Annotated in this window: 13 protein-coding genes; 10 read left to right on the top strand and 3 right to left on the bottom strand. The window is 40.4% G+C overall.

Annotated features, from left to right (window positions below):
* The first annotated feature begins 147 nt into the window (after nt 1-147).
* Both AAEU31_RS09550 and sohB read left to right on the top strand, forming a co-directional pair.
* Entirely contained in the window at nt 148-2,580 is a 2,433-nt protein-coding gene (locus AAEU31_RS09550) for a VolA/Pla-1 family phospholipase (protein ID WP_135924971.1), read from the top strand.
* Between the two features lie 114 nt (nt 2,581-2,694).
* Entirely contained in the window at nt 2,695-3,711 is a 1,017-nt protein-coding gene (sohB, locus tag AAEU31_RS09545; protein ID WP_235382463.1) for a protease SohB, read from the top strand.
* Nucleotides 3,712-3,792: 81 nt separating this feature from the next.
* Here sohB and AAEU31_RS09540 read toward each other — a convergent pair whose 3' ends face one another.
* Nucleotides 3,793-5,124: a dicarboxylate/amino acid:cation symporter gene (locus tag AAEU31_RS09540; RefSeq protein ID WP_135924966.1), complete on the bottom strand. Its 1,332-nt coding sequence runs from the start codon at nt 5,122-5,124 to the stop codon at nt 3,793-3,795.
* A 193-nt stretch (nt 5,125-5,317) separates the two neighbouring features.
* Here AAEU31_RS09540 and AAEU31_RS09535 point away from each other — a divergent pair, with 193 nt between their 5' ends.
* Together AAEU31_RS09535 and topA are read left to right on the top strand one after the other, a co-directional pair.
* Entirely contained in the window at nt 5,318-8,644 is a 3,327-nt protein-coding gene (locus AAEU31_RS09535) for a hypothetical protein (protein ID WP_421967087.1), read from the top strand.
* Nucleotides 8,645-8,947: 303 nt separating this feature from the next.
* Complete coding sequence (gene topA / locus AAEU31_RS09530; protein ID WP_421967086.1) at nt 8,948-11,614, top strand: type I DNA topoisomerase; 2,667 nt, start codon at nt 8,948-8,950, stop codon at nt 11,612-11,614.
* 84 nt (nt 11,615-11,698) lie between these two features.
* Here the strand turns inward: topA and AAEU31_RS09525 are convergent, their stop codons facing one another.
* Nucleotides 11,699-11,941, bottom strand: coding sequence for a hypothetical protein (locus AAEU31_RS09525; protein ID WP_135924959.1), 243 nt, complete (start codon nt 11,939-11,941; stop codon nt 11,699-11,701).
* Nucleotides 11,942-12,179: 238 nt separating this feature from the next.
* Here AAEU31_RS09525 and AAEU31_RS09520 point away from each other — a divergent pair, with 238 nt between their 5' ends.
* The gene (locus AAEU31_RS09520; protein ID WP_135924956.1) at nt 12,180-12,728 is read left to right on the top strand and encodes a TIGR00645 family protein; all 549 of its coding nucleotides are present in this window, start codon (nt 12,180-12,182) and stop codon (nt 12,726-12,728) included.
* A 60-nt stretch (nt 12,729-12,788) separates the two neighbouring features.
* Here the strand turns inward: AAEU31_RS09520 and AAEU31_RS09515 are convergent, their stop codons facing one another.
* Nucleotides 12,789-14,414: an alpha-glucosidase family protein gene (locus AAEU31_RS09515; RefSeq protein WP_421967085.1), complete on the bottom strand. Its 1,626-nt coding sequence runs from the start codon at nt 14,412-14,414 to the stop codon at nt 12,789-12,791.
* A 675-nt stretch (nt 14,415-15,089) separates the two neighbouring features.
* Between AAEU31_RS09515 and AAEU31_RS09510 the strand changes: the two genes are divergently transcribed.
* From AAEU31_RS09510 to AAEU31_RS09490, 5 genes are all read left to right on the top strand, one after another.
* Entirely contained in the window at nt 15,090-17,879 is a 2,790-nt protein-coding gene (locus tag AAEU31_RS09510; RefSeq protein ID WP_421967084.1) for a TonB-dependent receptor, read from the top strand.
* A 104-nt stretch (nt 17,880-17,983) separates the two neighbouring features.
* Complete coding sequence (locus AAEU31_RS09505) at nt 17,984-19,480, top strand: tryptophan halogenase family protein (RefSeq protein ID WP_421967083.1); 1,497 nt, start codon at nt 17,984-17,986, stop codon at nt 19,478-19,480.
* A 2-nt stretch (nt 19,481-19,482) separates the two neighbouring features.
* Nucleotides 19,483-21,333, top strand: coding sequence for a glycoside hydrolase family 13 protein (locus AAEU31_RS09500; protein ID WP_421967082.1), 1,851 nt, complete (start codon nt 19,483-19,485; stop codon nt 21,331-21,333).
* A 94-nt stretch (nt 21,334-21,427) separates the two neighbouring features.
* Entirely contained in the window at nt 21,428-23,302 is a 1,875-nt protein-coding gene (locus AAEU31_RS09495; RefSeq protein WP_421967126.1) for an alpha-amylase family glycosyl hydrolase, read from the top strand.
* Nucleotides 23,295-24,779, top strand: a complete 1,485-nt coding sequence (locus AAEU31_RS09490) for an MFS transporter (RefSeq protein ID WP_421967081.1) — start codon at nt 23,295-23,297, stop codon at nt 24,777-24,779. Before AAEU31_RS09495 ends, AAEU31_RS09490 begins: the two co-directional genes overlap by 8 nt.
* Nucleotides 24,780-24,783 lie beyond the last annotated feature (4 nt).

The following is a 24,783-nucleotide window of genomic DNA, read 5'->3' as shown; positions in this document are numbered from 1 at the left end:
GAAAATTGAAACTTTACGTTAACTTTAACTGGTCTAATGTCTTATTAATAATCTAATTACATTAATTTAACTTAGAATAAAGGTAGTAGAACAACTACGTTTAACTTTGAACACACAATAACAATAAGATTTGCGCGGAGCGAAATTATGAAAAAAATGCTACTCTCACTAGCCATTGCGTCAGTCATTACCGGCTGTGGTGGAGGAGAAACATTAGAAGATGTTAAAAATGACACCCCACCTGTCATCCCAACCGCGACCGTTAAATTTGACCCTGCAAATAGCGTTATCTCGGTACCTAATGACTTACTGATGAGTGGTACACTTGATGGCACTTTAAATATGCCGGGTGAATTAGACGACAACAATGTTAGTGTTGAACGCGCAGCCTATGCTGATCCTCAGCTTGCACTAGGTGCCCTTGATGGCTGGTCAACACAAACTCCGTTTAAAATCGATTTAGCATTCCCTGCGGGTATCTCACTTGATATGGCTTCTGCCGGTTCACCTGGTGCAGTTCGTATTTTTGAAGTAGTTATGGGCGCAAGTCAAACAGATGAAACCTGTTCGCAAGTACCTGCAGGCATTGCCTGTAAGTTGGTTTCTGAGCTTACCTTTGGTGTTGACTTCATTACACAAGGTTCTGGTGATGCGGTTGCTGTGATCCCACTTAAACCTTTTAAAGCGGGTAGCACTTACATAAACGTTTTAACAACGTCTTTAATGGACTCAGAAGGGCGTTCAATAGAACCATCTTCTACTTATGCACTTGTTAGTGAAGAAACACCGCTAATTACTGATTCACAAAAATCTCTGCAAGCGGTGATTAATAGCTACGAAAATGCAGTCACCTCAGGTGGCGCAATCACAAAAGATGAAATTATTTACTCTGCTGCGATGACAATGCAATCAGCAGGTCAAGTACTAGGTACTGTTAAGCAGCTTTTAGCAGCTAGCCTTTCGCAACCTGCCTTACCAACACCAATGGTTCAAATTCCAGAGCAACCCGTAATTACAGTTGAGCAAGTATTCGCATCACAAGGTATTACAGGTGTTTCACCAGTATTTGGTGGTGTGCAATATCAAAAGGGTAGCGTGATGTTACCTATGTATTTAGCAACACCTACAGGCAAAACGGTTGATGATTTATCAGCAACTTATTGGCAAGGGCTATGCGACAGTGGTGTTGCTGTACTTGGCTATGCATCTACTGCAGGTGACTCATTCCCAACAGACCCAATCAGCGAAACTGATGGTTTATGTATGGCGTTAAGTGGTGGAAAACTTCGTGATTTAGGTTTAGATCAAACTAAACACTTAACCAAATACAACACGATTCCAAAAACACAAAGCATTGCTAACGTCCCAGTACAAGTTACTAAACCAATTTTACCTGTGATCAACGCAATACGTGGTCAGTTAGGGTTGGATCCTCTGGTAATGCCTGAAGGTGGTTGGCCAGTAGTGATTCTTCAGCACGGTATTACTTCTAAAAAAGAAGATATGCTAGCAATTACAGCACAATTAACAATGCAAGGTTTTGCAACGGCTGCAATCGACCACCCAATGCACGGTGAGCGTGGTGTAGATGTAGACGGCGATGGTACTGATGACTTTAATGCTTCTACAGGTTCAGTTTTAAGCTACATGAACTTACAGTCATTATTAGTTGCGCGTGATAGCTTACGTCAATCAGTTGCTGATTTACTGGGGTTACGTTTAGGTCTTAACTTTACTGGTGCTGCTGATTTAAATGCCCAAGATGTTTCATTCTTAGGCCATTCATTAGGCTCTGTAGTTGCTCCAGCATTTGTTGCTGTGACTAATGCACCGCTAGCTGAGCAAGTTGATCCAATGTTCAACGTGAAGAGTGTTGCACTTGCCAGTGGTGGCGGTGGTATCGCCAGTTTCTTAATTGAGTCAAATACATTTGGTCCTTTTGTGCAAGGCTCTGTTTTACTTGCAGCAGGCACAGCTGAATCTGCAGAGTTTGGTGCTTATGCACAAAATGAAGCGCTGTCTAACTGTGGTTCACTTGCTTCTAACCAAACAGCTTTTGTTACATGTGCGTATAAAGAGTACATTGGTTCGCTAACTATGGCTGGTGAAACTGTCAAACTTGCTAATATTCAAAGCATAATTACTCAGTTTGCTTTTGCTGCACAAACGGCGCTTGATAGTGGAGACCCTTCAAACTACGCCGCATCAGTTGCAGCGCTTGGCACACCAGTCTACATGAGTGTTGTCGTGGGTGACGGTGAAAATAACAATGCTGATATGGTTATCCCACCAATGGTGGCGAGTAATCCAATTGCTGGTAGTTTACCTCTTGCCAACTTAATGGGCTTATCAACGGTTGCTGAGACACAAGGTCCAACTGCTGATGCGATGAGTTATGTGGTTAAATTCACTAAAGGTCATCACAGCTCAGTGTTAACGCCTGTAGCTACTGCTGATTCAGGTGCTACAGCGCAAGAAAGTGCAGCTGCTACAGCTGAGATGCAACTGCAAATTGCGACTTTCTTAGCAAGCCGTGGTCAGTATCTTCAGGTTACAAACTCAGATGTTGTCACTGAATAACTGAAACCTATTAATTAAGTAATAACCAATTAAGTAAAAAGCCACATCATGTGGCTTTTTTTTGCTTTAAAGCATGGTAAATTGTGGCGAATAAATAATAAGTGGAGAGTTTGATTGGAATTTTTATATGAGTACGGGTTATTTTTCGCAAAAACCCTCACATTTGTCATCGCTATTGCTGTCATTGTTGCCATTATCATGGGAGCTGCGGTAAAACCTAAAGCGAAGAAGGGCGAGATAACCATTGATGATTTAAGTGAACAGCTTGATGATTTAAAACAAAGCTTTATCGAAAACACACTTTCAAAGAAAGAGTTAAAAGCTCACCAGAAACAACAAAAAGCAGACGCAAAAAAACAACACAGTGAAGACCCTAAGTCACGTTTATATGTAATTGACTTTAATGGCAGTGTAGATGCGCACGAAGTAGAAAGCTTACGTGAAGAGATCACAGCTATTTTAACTATTGCAGATAAAGAAAAAGACCGTGTTCTTGTTCGTCTAGAAAGTGGCGGAGGTGTAGTGCATGGTTACGGACTTGCAGCGTCTCAACTACAACGCTTACGTAATGCCGGAGTGCATTTGACTGTAGCCATTGATAAAGTAGCGGCGAGTGGTGGCTATATGATGGCATGTGTTGCTGATGAAATCGTAGCTGCACCATTTGCAATTGTTGGCTCAATTGGGGTTATTGCGCAGATTCCTAATTTTAATAAAATTTTGAAAAAGAATGATGTGGACTTTGAGCAAATTACTGCAGGCGAATACAAGCGAACATTAACCTTATTTGGTGAAAATACAGACAAAGGTCGCGAAAAGTTCAAACAGGAAATAGAAGAAACGCATGGCTTATTCAAAACATTTGTTAGTGAACAACGCCCTTCACTTGATATAGATATGGTTGCAACAGGTGAGCACTGGTTTGCTACTCAAGCCTTTGATAAAGGCTTAGTTGATAAAATTGACACAAGCGATGATATTTTATTGAGCCAAGCAAAAGAGCGTCAAATCTTCAAAGTGAAATACCGTATTAAGAAGAATTTGAGCGATAAATTAGCGGTGGGCTTAAGCTCTGGTTTGAGTAAAGCAGGTGTGAGTTTAATGTCGCGTTTTAAAGGCTTAAACCCTTAAGCTTCAGTTTTAAAAAGTATATAGGCAATAAAAAACCCGCTATTTAAGCGGGTTTTTTATGAGTCGTTCATAAGTAGATTATTACTTAATCGACTTATGATAGTCTTCTAAATCTTTAGCGGCATTTGGATCGTTAAATACGTCCTCATCAAATTCACCTTCAGATTTTGCAACCACACAGGTCACCATACAATCACCTGTAACATTTACAGCGGTACGTGTCATATCAAGTAAACGGTCAACACCAATGATGATAGCAATCCCCTCTACAGGTAAGCCTACTTGGTTTAACACCATCGCTAACATGATAAGACCAACACCTGGCACACCGGCAGTACCAACAGATGCTAGTGTCGCGGTCAAGATAACCATTAAATAATCAGAAATTGTTAAATCAACTGAAAAGACCTGTGCAATGAACACGGTAGCAACACCTTGCATAATTGCTGTACCGTCCATGTTAATAGTTGCGCCTAAAGGTACCGTAAATGAAGCAACTGAGTTGTGAGCACCAAGTTTTTTGCTAGCAGTTTCAAGGGTAATAGGCATTGTTGCACTTGAACTTGAAGTACTAAACGCAAACAAACAGGCGTTTTTCATTTTCTTTAAAAACGTCACTGGATTTAAACCAGTTAATACTTTTAATAAGATACTATAGTTTACAAAGCCATGAATTAAGAGCGCGAAGACCACCACGCCAAAGTATAAGGCAAGGCTAGTGATGAGTTTAAAGTCTATAGTTGTGAATAACTTAGCCATTAAAAAGAATACACCGTAAGGGGCGATATTCATCAGTAGGGTAACAAGTTTTAAAATAACGGTGTTTAAGTCTTCGAACACGGTTGCAACACGTTTACCTGCTTTACCGCTTAAAGCCATCGCCACACCAAATAACAAAGCAAAAACAATAACTTGCAGCATATTGCCATTTGCCATTGCATCAATTGGGTTGGTAGGAAACATTCCAATAATGACTTGTGCAAGGGTAGGTGCTTCTTTAGCACTGTAGGTCGCATCTGATGGTAGGTTAATACCTTCACCAGGATTAACTAATAGCGCTAGTGTAATAGCAACGGTGATCGCTATTGCTGTTGTTACTAGATAGAGTAAGATTGATTTTCCACCCAATCGACCTAGTTTTTTAGGGTCACTTAAGCTACATGTACCACACACCAGCGATACAAAAACCAATGGAACAACCAGCATCTTTAAACTTGCGATAAATATTTGCCCACCTACATGGAAGATACCATCCACAAAAAATGCTTTAATTGGTAAAGAGAATAATCCTAGTGGAATTAGGAAATCGTCTTCACCCGCTAAAATCGCTTGAAAGATAAAACCAACAAGCACACCCAGTACCATACCTACCATGATACGAGACGTAAGGCTTAAAGATCGTACTTTTGACATATACCTAGTCTATATTTTTATAAATTTCGCCATAGCCTACCAGCCTGAAGATTTTTATACAGGAAAATTCGACAAATATTTTAAATTAATTCGCTGTAAATCTGATAAAAAAATTATGATATTCGTCCAATTTTTAGGTTAATATTAGGTAAATATATAAATAAATTTAAAATAGCTAACTAGGGAGAGGTCAATGCCTTTATTGCGATGGCTAAGTATTATAGTTTTCAGCTCATTGTTAGTTGCCTGTGGCGGCGGTGGGTCGTTAGAGAACGATAGCGGTTCACTTGATGGAGGGGATGGTGGTACGACTGATACCCCAAGTTACTCTGTATCTGTGAAAGGTTATACAGCGGGCACAAATGAAGAGTCGAGTTCTGTAACGGTCGAATCACCATTAACTATTTCAGCAACTCTGACCAATCAGGGCGTTGCTGTATCTGGTGAAGTGATAACTTTTAGTCTTGATGGTAGTATTGGCTTGATAACACCTGCTTCTGGTACGAGCTTGACCGATTCAAATGGTGTTGCATCAATTACTGTCACTGCAGGTGATACGGCAGGAGCTGGTATCATTACTGCATCCTACATAGTTGGTGAAGAGACTTTTAGTGATACTTTTGGTTTCACATCCGATGGTTCACAAACGGGTGATAGCAGTGGCACAGTTTCATTAGGACTTTCGATAGTTGACAGTTCTGGTCTACCTTTCTCTTCAGACAACCCGGTTAGTAAAAACAACAAAGGAACGGTTACAGCTACTTTACTTGATGAAAGCACTCCAATTGCTGGCCAATTGATCTCGTTTACTACAAACTTCACAGGTAAAATTACACCCGTACTAGGTACTGCGCTAACAGATGAAAATGGCCAAGCAAATGTCACTTTAAGTAGTGGCGATTCAAAAGGCGCTGGTCAAGTTATCGCAACATATACAGATGAAAATGATAACACCATTACGAAAACGGTAGGTTTTATATCAAATGGTGATGATGCTTCTTCTGATGCTGCCCAATACTCAGTGTCTGTTCTAATGCTAACAGGCTGCAACCCATCGTGGGATCAAAATCGAAATAATGTGAAGCTTGATCCAACTTCGCAAGCTTCTGGCTGTACTATTACTAATTCAATTTCATCAACCGAGTTAGGTGATTTATTTGTAGAAGTAATAAATGACCAAGGCGGTGATGGTGTTGCTAACTCATTGGTTGATGTAACAACTGATCTTGGCTCTGTATTACCTTCTTCAGGTCGAGCTCTGACTGATAACTTTGGTGTTGCACTTTTAAAATTACAGCCAGGAAATACAGGCGGTGCTGGTACTATTTCGGTGTCATCGTTAGGTGAAAGTGCAGATCTTAACTTTGCTGTTGGTATCGCTGATCTAGTGTTAGAAGTTGATAATGGACTAAACACAGATAGTGAAGGCAATACAATTCCTTTGAAAGCGGGTGGTAGTACTATTATTGAAGTTACCCTTCGCGACGAGCAAGGTAATTTATTTACCACGCCTACAGAAGTAGAATTTAACTCTACGTGTGTTTCAAATAATGACTCGACAATTGATGCATCAGTACAATCGTCAGCAGGTATTGCAAGCTCAACATACCGTGCTAACGGCTGTTCAATCAATGATGTGGTTAATATTACAGTTGAAACGGGCGGCAAAAATTTTACGGCGTCTACTGTTATACCTGTTGAAGTATCGGCTGTTCAATCAATACAATTTCTTGATGTTTCGGAGCCAGTGATTGCGCTTCCACCTGGTGAAGGTGGCTTACCAACACAATCAGTCGTTCGTTTCAGATTACTTGATGCGGATGGTATTGTTTCTGCACAGCAACGTATTGATTTTAAATTGACGGATTCAGTAGGTTTAGCAAAATTAACGCAAAGAACTGCTAATACAGACAACAATGGTGTTGTACAAACAACAGTGACTTCAGGCATCGTTCCTGGACCACTTGTCGTTAAAGCATGTTTTGTTTCTAAAGAAGATGTTGCTGCCTTGCCTGAAGGTGATGATTTATCTTGTTGGACAGATGAAGTTGAACTATGCGAAGCTGAACCAAGCAATGAAATTTGCCCTGCAGGGACACTTCACTTAGTGCCTTTAACTGAGCAAATTAACGCAGTGTCATCTCAACTTGCTTTATACTCTGGTGTTACAGATCAAAACAGTTTTGACTTAAGCCCAGAAGTCTTAAATCCAAATGCATTAAATTATAATGGCGTCACTAATAACCTGACAGTTTATTTTGGTGACCAATTTAATCAATTCAATAGTGATGGTGTTGAATCAACCGTTTTAACTGAGTCAGGTGTTATAGGTTCACAAAGTAATGAAGCAGTATGTCGTACTACTGATGCATCATGTGTTGTTACATGGCGCTCGCAGGGTGAACGACCTTTCTATGACTACAAATGGGGTAATAGAATTGGTGAAATTGATGGTAATACTGCAACTACTGAAGGAATAAACCCTAAAACTGGTGAAATAAACTGCGACCCTTATTTTGGTATTGCAGCCCCATGTATTGGCACCTTAGTTCGCGCTAAAAATGATCCAAATGGTGTAATTCGAGGTGGACGAACAAGCATACTTGCGGTAGCGAAAGGTCAAGAGAGCTACGAGGATGAGGAGTCATCAGATGGCGTTACTCGTCGAAACGGGTTATTTGATGTTGGTGAATATTATACGTTATATGATTTACCTGAAGCATTTAATGACCACAATGAAAATAATACCTTTGACAAAGCTAACTGTAGCGATGCAACCAGAGATTCTTACGATGCTGATTCAGACCCATGCTCGGAGAAAAATTCACGAGGCGGTCATAATGAAACATGGCGAGATCTTGATAATGATGGTGTATATGACGGCCCTGATGGTAAATATAACGGATTGTTATGTAGTGAAGCTGCCTTTAATGCAGGGCAATGTACGCGTGATTTAATTGAAGTTCGTAAGCAGATTGAAGTAGTTATGTCTGGTGATGAACCTTATGTACGATTCGCAGTATTAAAATCAGATGAAGTAGTGACTGCTCCTTACGAAGTAGTTGTGCCAGCTGATTGTAGTTCGACATTTGCAGGTGGCTTTGAAGAATCAGATAATGCAAGCTGGTGTGATGTTCAATCAATTGATTTGTCGAGTGTTATACGCCCTAACCCGAATTACGATGAGGATGATCCTAATTCAGGCCCAGAAAATATTGATATAGGTTTATCGGGTATCAATATCCAAATTTTCTACAGTGATGAATTTGGTAATCCATTACCTGCAGGTACAGAGGTAACAATTACTGCAGACAATGGTGATTTTTCTATACTGCAACATCAAGATATTATCGGAAGCACAAATAGAGACTCAACAATGTCTTCAAGTGTACGTATAGCTCGAGAGGTTGACGGTAACCAAGACGCAGATGGTGTGCTGACCATTACATTTAATTTCGAGAATCAATTTGGTACTACAAAAACAGTAAGTAAATCAATTGCTATACTTGATGATAAATAAATTTAAGCACAATTAAATTTAAAAAATGCCAACCAGAAGGTTGGCATTTTTGTTGCTGTTCTATATATTCCCCTTGAAATTACCGCAAAACACCACATTGACTAAATTAGCAACAAAAATTGTTTAATTATTCAGTCAATGAAGAAAAGTTTCGATTAAAAGCTTGTAACAATTGGTGTTTGTAGATATACCTATAAATATTCGTGCTCCAATGTTAAAAAATCATACTTATTTGTTTAATGTGATGGATATACATTTATAAGGGCAAAAAACTTTAAAACTTTCGGTCAGAAATAGGCAACTATGGGCAAATCACTAGTAATTGTAGAGTCTCCGGCAAAGGCAAAAACAATTAACAAATACTTAGGAAAGGATTTTATCGTCAAGTCCAGTGTTGGGCATGTGCGTGATCTTCCAACTTCAGGTTCAGGCAAAACGAAAACAGCGGCGACCAAAACGCCTGCTGAAGTTCGCAAAATGTCACCAGAAGAAAAAGCTGCCTATAAAAAGCAACGAGATTATAAGAATCTTGTTGCCCGCATGGGGATAGACCCTGAAAAAGGTTGGGAACCACATTACGAAATACTGCCAGGCAAAGAAAAAGTTGTTCAAGAATTAAAAAAGCTTGCTGAAAACGCCGATAAAATCTATCTCGCAACCGATTTGGATAGAGAAGGGGAAGCAATTGCATGGCACCTCGAACAGATTATTGGTGGCGAGCCTGAAAAGTATAAGCGAGTTGTTTTTAACGAAATTACTAAAAATGCAATTCAACAAGCATTCGAAACACCGGGTGAACTAAACACTGATATGGTTTACGCACAACAAGCGCGTCGTTTTCTTGACCGTGTAGTGGGCTTTATGGTGTCACCATTACTTTGGGCTAAAGTTGCTCGTGGTTTATCAGCCGGTCGTGTGCAATCTGTTGCGGTGCGTTTACTAGTTGAGCGTGAGCGTGAAATCAAAGCGTTTATCCCTGAAGAGTTTTGGGATGTACACGCTGATGTTAAAAATAGTGAAGCTGCATTACGTTTAGAAGTTACGAAACACGCTGACAAAGCATTTAAGCCTGTTAATGAGGCTCAGGCAATGGCTACGGTTACTGACCTAGAGAAAGCTCAGTACAAGGTTGTTAGCGTTGAAGAAAAGCCAAGCAAGAGTAAGCCTAGTGCACCATTCATTACCTCAACCATGCAACAGGCTGCTAGTACACGTTTAGGCTATGGTGTTAAAAAGACTATGATGCTGGCTCAACGCTTATATGAAGCGGGTCACATTACTTATATGCGTACCGACTCAACCAACTTATCAAAAGATGCGGTTGAAATGTGTCGTGATTACGTAACCGAGCAATTTGGTGAAAAGTATTTACCAAAAGCACCGATCAGTTACAGCTCTAAAGGCAATGCACAAGAGGCGCACGAGGCGATACGTCCATCAAGTGTCTCGGTATTATCAGGCCATTTAGATGGTGTTGAAGCCGATGCGAAAAAGCTCTACGAATTAATTTGGCGTCAGTTTGTAGCTTGTCAAATGGTACCTGCTGAATATGACCTAACAACTTTAACCGTAGGTGCGGGTGATTATCAGCTAAAAGCAAAAGGCCGTGTACTTCGTTTTGATGGTTGGACAAAAGTTCAGCCAGCTGTTCGTAAAAAGAATGAAGAAGATCAATCATTACCAGCAGTAAAAGAGGGTGATGTACTAACGCTTGTTGAGTTAGATCCTAAGCAACACTTTACTAAGCCACCTGCGCGCTTTAGTGAAGCAAGCTTAGTTAAAGAGCTTGAAAAGCGTGGTATTGGTCGCCCTTCAACTTATGCATCAATTATCTCAACGATTCAGGACCGTGGTTATGTGCGCGTTGAAAACCGCCGTTTCTTCGCTGAAAAAATGGGTGAGATAGTTACTGACCGCTTAGTGGAAAACTTTGAAGATCTGATGAACTTTGATTTTACCGCTAAAATGGAAGGTCGTCTGGATGATATCGCAGAAGGTGAGCGCGTTTGGACACAAGTACTAGACAAGTTTTACGCAGACTTTTCAACTCAGCTTGAAATTGCTTCAGGTGATGAAGAGCAAGGCGGTATGCGCCAAAATCAAATGGTTGAAACAGACATAGATTGTCCAACCTGTGGCCGTAAAATGGGGATTCGTACTGCGTCAACTGGTGTATTCTTAGGCTGTACAGGTTACAACCTGCCACCTAAAGAGCGTTGTACAACAACCATGAATTTGGTGCCTGGTGATGAAGCGATTGCCGCAGATGTTGAAGATGTTGAAACAGAATCACTAATGCAAATGAAGCGTTGCCCAATCTGTGAAACGGCAATGGATTCATACTTGATAGACGAAACACGTAAACTGCATGTCTGTGGTAATAACCCAGCCTGTAAGGGTTATATCGTTGAACAAGGTACCTTTAAAATTAAAGGCTACGATGGCCCAATTATCGAATGTGATAAATGTGGCTCAGATATGCAGTTAAAATCAGGCCGTTTTGGCAAGTATTTTGGCTGTAGTAATGAAGAGTGTAAGAATACGCGTAAATTACTCAAAAACGGTGAAGCTGCGCCACCGAAAGAAGATCCGGTTCATTTACCAGAACTAGAATGTGAAAAATCAGAAGCTTACTTTGTACTTCGTGATGGTGCTTCAGGTATTTTCTTGGCGGCGAATACTTTTCCTAAGTCTCGTGAAACTCGTGCACCTAAAGTTGAAGAGTTAAAACGTTTTAGAGATCGTATTTCTGAGAAGTTTTATTATTTAGCTGATGCGCCTACGCAAGACCCAGATGGCAACCCTGCAATTGTTCGTTATAGCCGTAAAAATAAAGAACAATATGTGATGAGTGAAGTCGATGGTAAAGCGACAGGTTGGACTGCTCACTACCAAAATGGCAAGTGGGTTGAAGAAAGTAAAAAGAAAGCGTCTGAAAAAAAGAAAACATCGACAAAAGCTAAGGAATAATTCCTTAGCTTTTCAAGACAATAAAAAACCGGAGCGCACGTCTTTGTGTCATTCCGGTTTTTTTATATCTGGTTTAACGACAAATTAAATTTGTACGTCTTTTACTTTCTTAAAGCCTTCAGCTTCAAGCTCATCGTTCACACATTTTAGTACGTATGGCTTTAATTCTTCGTTGCTGATGTCATCATCTTTAGCCCAGTTTAAACACATCTCAGTGTATTCTTTGATCATTTCAGCTGATGCTTCAGGTGCTTCGTTAGCGATTGCGTTAGACGCTGACACGCTTAATACAGGTGCCAAAATTAGTGCTAGCAATGCTTTGTTCATTTAATTATTCCTAATCAACATAATTAATAATTACTGGCTTAAAGTGCTCAGTAAAGGTGCGCAAAGGGCATACCGCTTTGCTTAAGTGAATTTATAAACGAAATCTGTAAAAAAGATAACGAAATATTTTTATCGTAAAGATAAACAAAAAATAGTCACAGTAGTGCGCTGCAAATATAGAAATTACTAATAAAAACCGCGTATTATCAAACTAATATTTATGAGAGTGATTTTAGAAATGTCAGAACAGATTAATCAAACTAAAAACAAGAAAGTGCCTTCTACATTAGAGAGAGTCGTCGAAAAATTTATTTTTCGTTCTCGATGGCTGTTAGCGCCATTTTTTATAGGTTTATTAGTCGCTGTAGTCTTATTGTTGTTAAAGTTTTTTAAATATCTTTACAGCATGGCCTTAAATACGTTTTCGGCAACTAATCAAGAGTTATTGGTGGGAATATTAACTTTGGTTGATACCGCGCTTTTAGCTGGGCTTTTGCTTATCATTATTTTTAGTGGTTACGAAAACTTTGTTTCAAAGTTGAATATAGACAATCACGAAGACAGACCTGTATGGATGGGAAAGGTTGGTTTTTCAGGGCTTAAGATGAAATTAATAAGCGCCATTGTCGCTATCTCTGCTGTAGAGCTTTTAAAGGTGTTTATCAGCTCAAACAACCATTCAACGGATGAGTTACTTTGGAAGGTGTTAATTCATGTTACGTTTGTGGTGTCGGGAGTGTTATTTGCACTAACTGACTACATTAATAGTAAAACCATGAATCACTAATCGTGTTATTAGTAATAAAAAAGCCCTGCATTGCAGGGCTTGGTGTTTAACAACTGATAATTAATTCAGGGTTGCATAAAAGCAACCGAACCCGGGCAGAGTGACTGTATTATTGTTTAACTCAGCTGTGTGATGCGATAGCTCCGTATGCAGTGAAGACACTGTATCAGAGATTGTTAACTCGCTACTTTGTGCGCCTAGGTTGAATGCACACAGCATTTTGACGCCTTCAAAGGTTCTATAAAAAGCAAGTACAGGCTCTTGAGTGTTTAAAAACTCAATGTCGCCTTCTAACAGAACACTTTTATCTTTACGCCATGCCATAAATTCACGGTAGGCATTCAAAATCGAATTTTTGTCTTGATCTTGTGCATTAACAGCAACGGCTTTGTGAGCATTGCCTACAGGTAGCCATGGTTTAGCTGTTGAGAAGCCCGCCTGTTCAGCATCGCTTGCGTCCCATGGCATTGGAGTACGGCATCCATCACGGCCTTTAAAGTTTGGCCAGAAAGTAATGCCGTATGGGTCTTGTAAGTCTTCAAAAGCGACTTCAGCTTCACCTAAACCAAGCTCTTCACCTTGATACATACATACGCTGCCGCGTAATGAAGCAAGCAGGGCGGTCAGCATTTTACATTGTTGCGGATTGATCGTGTTATCTTTACTCCAGCGACTAGCAACACGTTCAACATCGTGGTTACTAAATGCCCAACATGGCCAGCCTTCAGTCATACGCTCTTCTAATGTACTCACAGTATTACGAATATATTCTGCACTGTAATCATTAGTAAGTAATTCAAAGCTATAACCCATGTGGAGTTTATCACCACCTGATGTGTACTCAGCCATAGTAGCTAATGAGTCTTCTGATGAGATTTCACCTAAAGCAACCGTGCCAGGGTATTTATTTAATAGGGCACGAATGTCTTGCATAAAGCTTAAGTTTTCTGGTTGCGTATTATTGTAGTAGTGATACTGGAACGCATACGGGTTATCTTCGCTAAAGCCACGACCCTGACGCTTTTCAGGCGGCTTAGCAGGATTATCACGTAATTGTGCATCGTGATAACAGAAATTGATCGCATCTAAGCGGAAACCATCAACACCTTTTTTAAGCCAAAACTCCACATTATCTAATACGGCTTTGCGAACTTCAGGATTATGGAAGTTTAAATCAGGCTGTTCCGCAAAGAAGTTATGCAAGTAATATTGACCACGGCGCGGTTCCCATTGCCATGCTGGACCACCAAAAATAGATAACCAGTTATTTGGTTGTGTGCCATCCGGCTTCGCATCTGCCCATACGTACCAGTCAGCTTTATCGTTGGTTTTATCTTCACGACTATCGAGGAACCACTGATGTTGATCTGAGGTATGGCTCAATACCTGATCAATAATAATTTTAATATCACGTTGGTGAGCTTGTGCAATTAAATCATCAAAATCAGCAAGGTTACCAAAAATAGGGTCGATATCACGATAATCACTTATGTCATAACCAAAATCTTTCATTGGTGATTTAAAGAAAGGTGAAATCCAAATAGCATCAACACCCAAGCTCTTAATATAATCGATGCGATCAATGATACCTTTGATATCACCAATGCCATCGCCATTGGTGTCTTGGAAACTGCGCGGATAAACTTGATAGATAACCGCACCTTTATACCACTGCTTTTGAGCCATGTTTTTCTCCATCGTGACACTCAGTGTTTGTAAACTGTTGGGCAACTAACCAGATGTTGCCGGAATGTCAAAAGCATACGTGAAGGCTGGGATAGTGTAAAAACTCTGCATACGTATGCACGCTAAATTCATATTTTAATTACTGAAAAAATATCCGTCGTTGCACCAGTTCAATTGGCTATTTCATCTATGAAAAAATTTACCAATTGGCTTTGCTTGTTATTTGTAAAAACAATAAACCCCAGCTTGGTGCATAAAACAGTTGCTTCTGGCCAAAGTAGTGCAAATAAAATTTGGTAAGACCAATTTCCAGTTTGTCGAACTTTTTCTGTTTATTAACATTACTTCTTTTGCTAACACCCTGTTGAGGAGGCTTTTGTGTTTCTATTGGAGAGTTAAGGTTCAAAATTATGGCGAAAATGTTTCATTCTTATTAAATTGTGCTGGTATCATACTAAAGTTAATAATTACAATAGGTTAAGTCTTAATCGTGTAAATGTGTTGTTAATTTTTGAGTGGTTGAACTACGCTGAATACGTATGCATAAATTTGTTAAGGAAATAATCTCGGCGTTAATATTCATTCCGACAACAAAATCAGTCAACGACTTCAGCTATTAGATAATAAATATCTGCATCGCGTTGGCATTACAATTTGGGTAATGGGAAAAGCATCATGTCTATGTTCAAACCAAGTATATTAACTCTGGCTTTAACAGCCGCAGGTTTAAATAGCTTTGTAGCGTATGCTGCAGAAGAAGACCAAAAAGCAAAAAACGATAACGTTGAAGTTATCGAAGTAAAAGGTTTTCGTGGCAGTGTTGTAGAATCTATTAATACTAAACGCTTCACTCCTGAAGTTGTTGAGTCAATCTCAGCAGAAGATATCGGTAAGCTACCAGATTCATCAATTGCAGAATCAATTGCACGCCTTCCTGGTTTAACTGCTCAACGTCTAGATGGTCGAGCTAGCCGCGTAAGTGTTCGTGGTTTCAGTGAAAACGAAAGTGCTACTACTTTTAATGGCCGTGAGCAAGTATCAATCGGTGACAACCGTGGCGTAGAATTTGACCTTTACCCATCAGAAATTATGAGTGGCGTAACGGTATATAAAACACCAAGCGCTGGTATTGAAGCAGAGGGTATTGCTGGCGTAATCGACATGCAAACTGTTAAACCTTTAAGCAAAGGTGAGCAAGTTATCATGTTCAATGGCCAATATGAGCAAACAGGTTTTGATAAATTAAACCCAGACGGAGACGATAAAGGTTTCCGCGGTACTGTTTCATACATTGATCAGTTTGCAGATGACACAATTGGTGTTGCATTTGCTTACAATACAATGAGCTCACCGAACCAAGAAAAACGTTGGAATTCATGGGGCTACCCTGAGTTTACTGGTGAAGATGGTAACACGTATTCAATTTTAGGTGGTGCTAAACCATTCGTACGTTCATCGACTCTTGAGCGTGACACAGCGATGCTTGTTATTGAAGCTGCGCCGACAGATCGTCTTAACATGACATTCGATGCCTTATACGTTGATTTTTCGGATGAAAAAATCTTACGTGGTATTGAAGTGCCATTTGCTTGGGGCCAAGGTTCAATCGACCCAAGCTCAGCTGTAATTGATGCTGACTCTGGTTTTATCACAAGTGCAGTAACTGAAGGTCAACGTGTTGTTGTTCGTAACGACTACGAAGAGCGTAACGCTGAGCTAACTCAGTTTGGTTTTAATGCAAAATACGACATCAGTGATGACTGGTCAGTAGAATTTGACGTAAGCCGTTCTGAAGTTGAACGTCAGATCTGGAGTATCGAAAGCTACTCAGGTACAGGTCGTGGTGACGCAAATGGTGTTGCTGATACGATTGGTTACGAGTTTGACGGTGGTAACACTGGCGCGCAATTCAGCCACAACCTTGATTACAGCGATTACGACTTAATCCAACTTGGTGGCCCATTATCTTGGGGTGCAAGTGCTGCACTTAACGATAAGTATGGTTTAACAGGTACTGAATACCAAAATACAGCGCAAGATGGCTTTATCAACGCGCCAGAAATCAATGATGAATTAAGCACATTAAAACTTGCTGCAAGCAAAGTACTTGATAACGCTTACATTAGCCGTGTGTCATTTGGTATGTCTTACCGTGACCGTGAAAAGAGCAAAGTGTCTGAAGGTTACTTCATGACATTAAAAGATTTCTCTTTATCAAATCCAGGTATGTTATCAATCCCTGAGCAATACCGTTTAGGTACAGCGAGCCTTGATTTCATTGGTATGGGCAACATGGTTGCATACGATACCAACGGTTTAGTAAACGACGGTTATTATAACCTTCTTCAAGAAAGCTTAACTGATTCAAAACACAAGACACAATCTTGGACTGTACAAGAAGAAGTAACAGCGTTTTTTGCTCAAGCTGACATTAATGCTGAAATTGGTTCAATCCCTGTAACAGGTAACGTTGGTGTGCGTTATGTGAAAACTGAACAGTCTTCACAAGGCTTTGCCGCTAACACAGTGAATGGTTTAGTTGTTGTCTCACCAACTGATGTAAGCCACGATTACAGCCACTTCTTACCAAGCATCAATTTATCGTTTGCAATTGATGAAGAGCAAACTGTACGTTTTGGTGCGGCGAAAACGATTTCTCGTGCTCGCTTAGATGAAATGAACTCATCAGTTAATGCTTCTTACAATCAACAACCAGATGAAAATGGTAACTACTGGAGTGTATCAGGTGGTAACCCTGAACTTGAACCAAAAGAAGCAACAGGTTTTGATGTAAGCTACGAAAACTACTTCCATGAAGAAGGTTACTTTGCAGCTGCTGTATTCTATAAAGATATCACTCAGTGGATTTTCGATGGTACTTATGAAATCGACATGAGCGGTGTAGCTGACCCGTCAACCGGTGAAATCCCTGCAACTTCAACAGGTACTGGTTCTGGTAAAGTAAATGGTGGTTCTGGTGACCTATGGGGTTATGAGCTTTCATTAACACTACCGTTCACTATGTTCAGTGAATCTCTAGACGGTTTTGGTTTAATCGCAAGCCATACAGGTGTTGAGCAAGACTTAACTGACCAAAATGGTAACGAATATGAGCTACCTGGTTTATCTGACCAAATCGATAGCTTAACAGTTTACTTTGAGCGTAACGGTTTCCAAGCACGTACTAGCATGCGTAAACGTAGTGACTTTAAAGGTGACGTATACGGTTTAGGTTTTGCTACTACACAAGTTGATATTAAAGGCGAAACAATTTGGGATGCACAAATTGGTTATGACTTTAGTGAAGGCGGTGTAGAGAGTCTTGAGGGTTTATCTGTAACTTTCCAAGTTCAGAACATCACAGAAGAGCCGTTCACATCACTACAAGGTGATAACTCACTTCAAGTACGTGATTATCAAGACTACGGTCGTACATTCCTGTTAGGCTTCAGCTACAAGCTGTAATGAGTTAAACAGAGATATAAAATTGCCCTTGTGATTTGTTTTACAAGGGCTTTTTTATATCAGTGAGCTACACTCAATGAATTGAAATTGGCGTTAGGTGTACTATGGAATCAAAAAAAATAACCAAAGTAGTGATCGCTGGCGGTGGTACTGCAGGGTGGATAACTGCAGCATTACTCAATAAAGTGCTGGGTAAAGTGCTTGATATAACCCTGATAGAGTCAGCAGAAATTGGCACTGTCGGTGTAGGCGAAGCCAGTATTCCACCTATTTTGCATCTAAATGGTGCGCTAGGTATAACCGAAAAAGAATTTATTAAGGCCACTGGCGCAACGATTAAACTGGGTATTGAGTTTGAAAATTGGCGCAGTCAAGGTCACAGCTATATGCACGCCTTTGGTGAGATAGGTAAAGACTTCCCGTTTTGTGAGTTTTACCACTTTTGGTTAAAAGCAAATCAAGCTAATAATGCACCTGATTTTTGGGATTTTTCACTTAACTACCAAGCTGCCAAAGCACATAAATTTGCCCACCTTAAACAAATTCCAAATACTCAGTTAGCGGGCTTACATTATGCCTATCATTTTGATGCCACTCGATACGGCGAATTCTTAAAAGAATTAGCACAATCACGGGGCGTAAAACGGATTGAAGGCAAAATTGAATCGGTTAATCAATGTCACCAAAGCGGGCATATTACCTCTTTATTGCTTACAAATGGCGAGCAAATAGACGGCGACTTATTTATTGATTGCACAGGTTTACGTGCATTATTAATAGAGCAAACACTTAATGCAGGTTTTGAGGATTGGTCACATTGGTTACCTTGTGATAGTGCTGTTGCAGTGCAAAGTGAATCAGCTAACGATGCAATTCCATATACACGTTCAATTGCAAGAGACTCGGGTTGGCAGTGGCAAATCCCATTACAGCATCGTGTAGGCAACGGCCTTGTCTATTCTTCTCGTTTCTTATCAGACGAAGCGGCAAAGCAACAGCTCTTGGATAACTTACCTGCTAAAGTACTGACAGAGCCCCGCGTTATTAAATTTAAAACAGGCCGCCGTTTAAAGCAGTGGCATAAAAATGTGGTATCGGTTGGCTTATCGAGCGGATTTTTAGAGCCATTAGAATCGACCAGTATTCATTTAATTCAAAGTGCAGCCATTCGTTTAATTAAGTTTTTTCCGCATCAAGGTATTAAACAAAGCCTTGTGGATGAATTTAATCAACAAAGTAAAACAGAATTTGAGCGAATTCGTGACTTTATTATTCTTCATTACAAGATTACTGAGCGTGATGACAGTGCGTTTTGGCGTTTTTGTAAAGGCATGGATATTCCAAGTAGTCTTAAAAAGAAAATTGAGCTATTTAAAACCAGTGGCAAGCTCGTAAGAGAAGACGATGAGCTATTTGCCGAAGTTGCATGGCAACAAGTGATGATAGGGCAAGGGCTTATAGCAGAGGATCACCATCCATTAACTGATGCGTTATCAGATGAGCAGTTAAATGAGCTATTTAGTAATTTAAAAACCCTGATTAATAGCACTGTAGAGCAACTGCCAAGCCACAGTCAATTCTTAGAAAAAGTACAAAATTAACTATGAAAACAACACGAACATTTTTAGCGTTAACGACCGCATTTACGCTTTTCAACTCGACAGCCAGCTTTGCTATTACAGCGTCACCAGAAAACTGGTGGGTAGGAATGCAAAATGACTCGTTACAAGTCATGCTTTACGATAACAATATTGCTAGCAAAACGTGGCAAATGATGCCATATAAAGGTGTTGAGTTTAAAGGGGTGACAACAACGAATAACCCTAACTACGCGTTTTTAGATTTAACCATTAGCGATAATGCAAAGGCGGGAACACTAACCTTTAAAGCTGAAGATGGCACAGAATTTACTTACCCGTTAAATGCCCGTGATAAACAAAGTGCCAATCGTCATGGCTTTACAAATAAAGATACGCTTTATTTAATCAATCCTGATCGCTTTGTAAATGGTGATCCAAGCAATGACACCGTTGCTGGTATGAAGGAGGCTGCAAACCCAAGCTTTAAAGGTGGCCGACATGGCGGTGATATTCAAGGTGTTATTAATAGCCTAGATTATCTTGAGGACTTAGGTGTGACTCAACTTTGGTTAACACCGGTTCTTGAAAATGACATGCCAAGTTACTCTTATCATGGTTATGCCATTACTGACTTTTACAAAGTTGATCCGCGTATGGGCAGTAATGCACTTTACAAAACCTTATCAGCAGAGGCGAAAGAGCATGGCATCGGCTTAGTGATGGACATGGTACTTAACCACTTTGGTTCATCGCATCAGTGGATGGCTGATATGCCAGCAGCAGATTGGGTTAACTTTGATGGCAAGTTTGAAAACGGCAAAAATGCCACAAGTCACGCAAGACAAACAATTCAAGACCCACATGCGAGCCAATACGATAAACGTCAATTTAATGATGGTTGGTTTGTTGAGTCTATGCCTGATTTAAATCAGCGCCAGCCGTTACTGTCTACTTATTTGATTCAAAATGCCATTTGGTGGATTGAATACGCCAACTTAAGCGGCATTCGTGTTGATACCTATTCATACTCAGATAAAGCATTTTTAGCCGATTGGACTAAAGCCATTATGACCGAGTATCCGAACTTTAATATTGTAGGTGAAGAGTGGACAACCAACCCGGCAATTGCTTCTTATTGGCAGCGCGGCAAAGTAAATCAAGATGGTTATACCTCTGACTTACCGAGTGTGATGGACTTTTCATTACAAGAAGCGCTGATTCAAGCACTCAACGAAGAAGAAAGCTGGAATACAGGTTGGGTAAAAGTGTATCAATCGCTAGCGAATGACTTTTTATATGCTGATACAGATAACATTTTAGTATTTGCTGATAATCATGACATGAGCCGTGTTTACACTGAGCTTGGTCAAGACCTAGCAAAAACAAAATTAGCCATGACGCTACTGTTAACGACTCGCGGTATTCCACAAATTTATTACGGCACAGAACTGTTGCTTGATAACACGCCAAGTAATGACCACGGTGATATTCGCATTGACTTCCCGGGTGGGTTTCATGGTCAAAAAGCGAATGCCTTCACAGTCGAAGGACTTTCAGCTGATCAGCAAGAGATGTTAACTAGCATTAAAAAGCTGCTTCAACTGCGTCAAGAAAAACCAGCGCTAAGCGAAGGCCGTTTAATGCATTTTTCACCCAAGCAAGGCGTGTATAGCTATGTGAGAGAACACCATGGGCAAACTGTATTAGTTATTCTTAACAAAAACCAACAAGCCATTGATTGGGACTTAAGCTACATGCAAGAAGTGCTGAAAGGTAACAATAAAGGACGTGATTTAATCAGCGAAAAACCTGTTGATCTTGCAGCGCCAATCCGCTTAAAAGCTATGCAAGCACGCTTAATCGAGCTTGAATAATTGCAACTAATAGGCTGAATACGTATGCATTTACTGTCCGTATGCAGCCCTTAACATTAGTATGAACTGATATTTACAGAAAAATGAAGTAATGATGACAACATACAAACTAACTGCGCTAGTAGTGGCTTCGGTTTTAGGTTTAACTGCCTGTGGTAACGATGCGCCAGTACAGCAGAACACGCAAAAGCAACAATCAGAATCTAGCCAAGCAGCTATCTCTAAGCCTGTGGTTTATCAAGTATTCACTCGATTATTTGGTAACACAAACACCACGAATAAACCGTGGGGCACATTAGAAGAAAATGGGGTAGGCAAATTCGCTGATTTTAATGATGCAGCATTACAAGGTATTAAAGAGCTAGGCACGACACATGTTTGGTATACCGGTGTGCCGCGTCATGCATTAGTAACTGATTATACTGAATACGGTTTGTCTCAAGATGACCCTGATGTTGTAAAAGGGCGTGCAGGCTCGCCTTATGCGGTGAAAGATTATTACGATGTTAATCCTGATTTAGCAATTAACCCTGAGCGCCGCTTAGAGGAGTTTGTTGAGCTTATCAATCGTACTCATGAGCACGGTATGAAAGTTGTTATTGATATTGTGCCAAATCATGTAGCGCGTAACTACGAGTCGGTTGCCAAGCCTGAAGGTGTTAAAGATTTCGGCGCTGATGATGACACGACGAAAACCTATGCTCGCGATAATAATTTTTATTATGTAACAGGGCAGTCATTTCAAGTGCCAACAAGCGATAGCTACCAAGTATTAGGTGGTAACCCGCATCCACTTGCAGATAATCAGTTTGATGAAACACCAGCAAAATGGACGGGCAATGGGGCACGCGCTGCTAAACCCGACATCAATGATTGGTACGAAACAGTTAAAATCAATTACGGTGTGAAACCAGACGGCAGCTACGATTTCCCAACGCTACCAGCTGATTACGCTGAAAAAGATTACCGTGCGCACTATGCCTTTTGGCAGGATAAAGACCTACCAAATAGCTGGTATAAATTCCGCGATATCGCACTATATTGGTTAGATAAAGGTGTTGATGGTTTCCGTTATGACATGGCAGAAATGGTGCCTGTTGAGTTTTGGAGCTTTTTAAACTCATCAATCAAAATGCAAAAAAGTGATGCCTTTATTCTGGCAGAGGTTTATAACCCAACACTTTATCGCCCTTATATTCAGCAGGGTAAGATGGATTATCTGTACGACAAAGTCGGTTTTTACGACACAGTTAAAGCTGTGATGCAAGGCAAGCAATCAGCAGAAACTATTTTTGAAATCCAAAGCCAAGTGGCTGATATTGAAGAGCACATGCTGCACTTTTTAGAAAACCATGATGAGCAACGCATTGCTAGCCCGGATTTCGCTGGTAGCAGTGAAAAAGGTAAGCCAGCTATGGTGGTTTCTACATTAATGTCGCGTTCGCCAACCTTACTTTATTTTGGTCAAGCTGTTGGTGAAGATGGCTCTGAGGACGGAGGTTTTGGAGACCCAACGCGTACAAGTATCTTCGACTACATGGGTGTACCTGCACATCAAGCGTGGATGAATAATGGTAAATTCGATGGCGGTGCGCTTTCAAAGCAGCAAGCTGATCTTCGCGCTTACTACACGAAGTTAATGTCATTAAACACACTGCCTGCCATTGTTGGTGGTGACATGCAAGCGGTTGAATTGACAGGCTCAGAGCAAGTCATTGCTTTTACGCGCAAGCTAGGTCAACAACTAGTGCTTGTAGTAAGTAACTTTTCAGAAAACCCACAAAATGTTGAGCTTACTCTTAACCAAGCGTTGTTACCTAAGCTTAACCACAGTGGTTTAACGTTTACTGATAACCTAGAAAATCATGCCGACATTGTGATTTCTGAGGCAGCAACGAAGGCGCCAATTCAATTACAACTGAACGGCTTAAGCAGTGCAGTATTTACCTTAAAGGCTGACTATGAATAATAACAAACCAACGCTAAGCTTTTGGCAAATATGGAATATGTGTTTTGGATTCCTAGGCATCCAATTTGGCTTTGCATTACAAAACGGTAATGTGAGTCGTATATTTCAAACTTTAGGTGCCAATGTTGATGACATTCCAATCCTTTGGGTTGCAGCGCCGCTTACAGGTCTTATCGTACAACCTATCATTGGTTACTGGAGCGATAAAACATGGAATAAGTTAGGTCGCCGTCGTCCGTTCTTTTTCTATGGGGCTATTTTAACGACGTTATCGTTATTCATTATGCCTAACTCACCAAGCCTGTGGATTGCGGCGGGTATGTTATGGATCATGGATGCGTCAATTAACGTGACTATGGAACCTTTCCGTGCACTTGTCAGTGATAATCTGCCGAAAAAACAACGTGCAACTGGTTATGCAATGCAAAGCTTCTTCATTGGTATCGGTGCGGTTGTCGCGTCTGCTTTACCTTGGATGATGACTAACTGGTTCGATATTGCCAATACAGCACCTGCTGGGCAAATCCCGGATTCTGTAAAATTCTCGTTTTATTTTGGTGCTGTTGTTTTAATTATTGCTGTGTTTTGGACCGTCTTTACAACTAAAGAATATTCACCAGAAGAGCTTGAAAGCTTTCATGAACAAGAGCAAAGCGATGACTCGGCTGATGTTCAAAGTGATGTCAACTTTAACAAAGGCGCTGCAATCTTTACGGTGCTTGGCCTTGTGGTACTTGGTATCGTTACCGGTCTTTCTCTTGAGAAAGAGCTGTATTTGCTTGCAGGTGGTTTGATTAGCTTTGGTGTTATTCAATTTATTGCCGGTGCTTTAAAAGCTAAAAACACAACCAGTGGTGGCTTTTATCAGGTTGTGAATGATGTATTCACTATGCCAGAAACGATGAAACAATTGGCTTGGGTACAATTTTTTAGCTGGTTCTCATTGTTTGCAATGTGGATATATACCACCTCGGCAGTAACTAGCTTCCACTACGGCAGCAGTGATACAAGCTCTCTTGCTTACAACAACGGTGCTGACTGGGTTGGTGTATTATTTGCCGCTTATAACGGTTTTGCGGCTATTGCAGCACTGTGTATTCCAATTATCGTTAAAAAAGTAGGGCTAAAAATGGCTCACGCTATCAACCTAGTGTTAGGTGCATTGGGCTTGGTCAGCTTTATTATTATCAAAGATCCAAGCTTACTAATCTGGCCAATGATTGGGGTTGGTTTTGCTTGGGCTTCAATTCTATCTTTACCATACGCAATGTTAAGTACCTCAGTACCAAGTAAGAAAATGGGTGTGTACATGGGTATCTTTAACTTCTTTATTGTTATTCCGCAGCTTTTAGCGGCAAGCGTATTAGGCCTAATTTTACGTCACTTTTTTGATAATCAACCGATTTATGCGTTAGTGCTAGGTGCAGTGTCATTTGTACTAGCAGCGGTCGCTGTACTGCGCGTTAAGCAACAATAATAAG

Origin of the sequence: Pseudoalteromonas thalassia, assembly GCF_049257215.1 — a bacterium.
Taxonomy (GTDB): Bacteria; Pseudomonadota; Gammaproteobacteria; order Enterobacterales; family Alteromonadaceae; genus Pseudoalteromonas; species Pseudoalteromonas lipolytica_C.
This window is presented reverse-complemented; position numbering and strand designations above follow the sequence as displayed.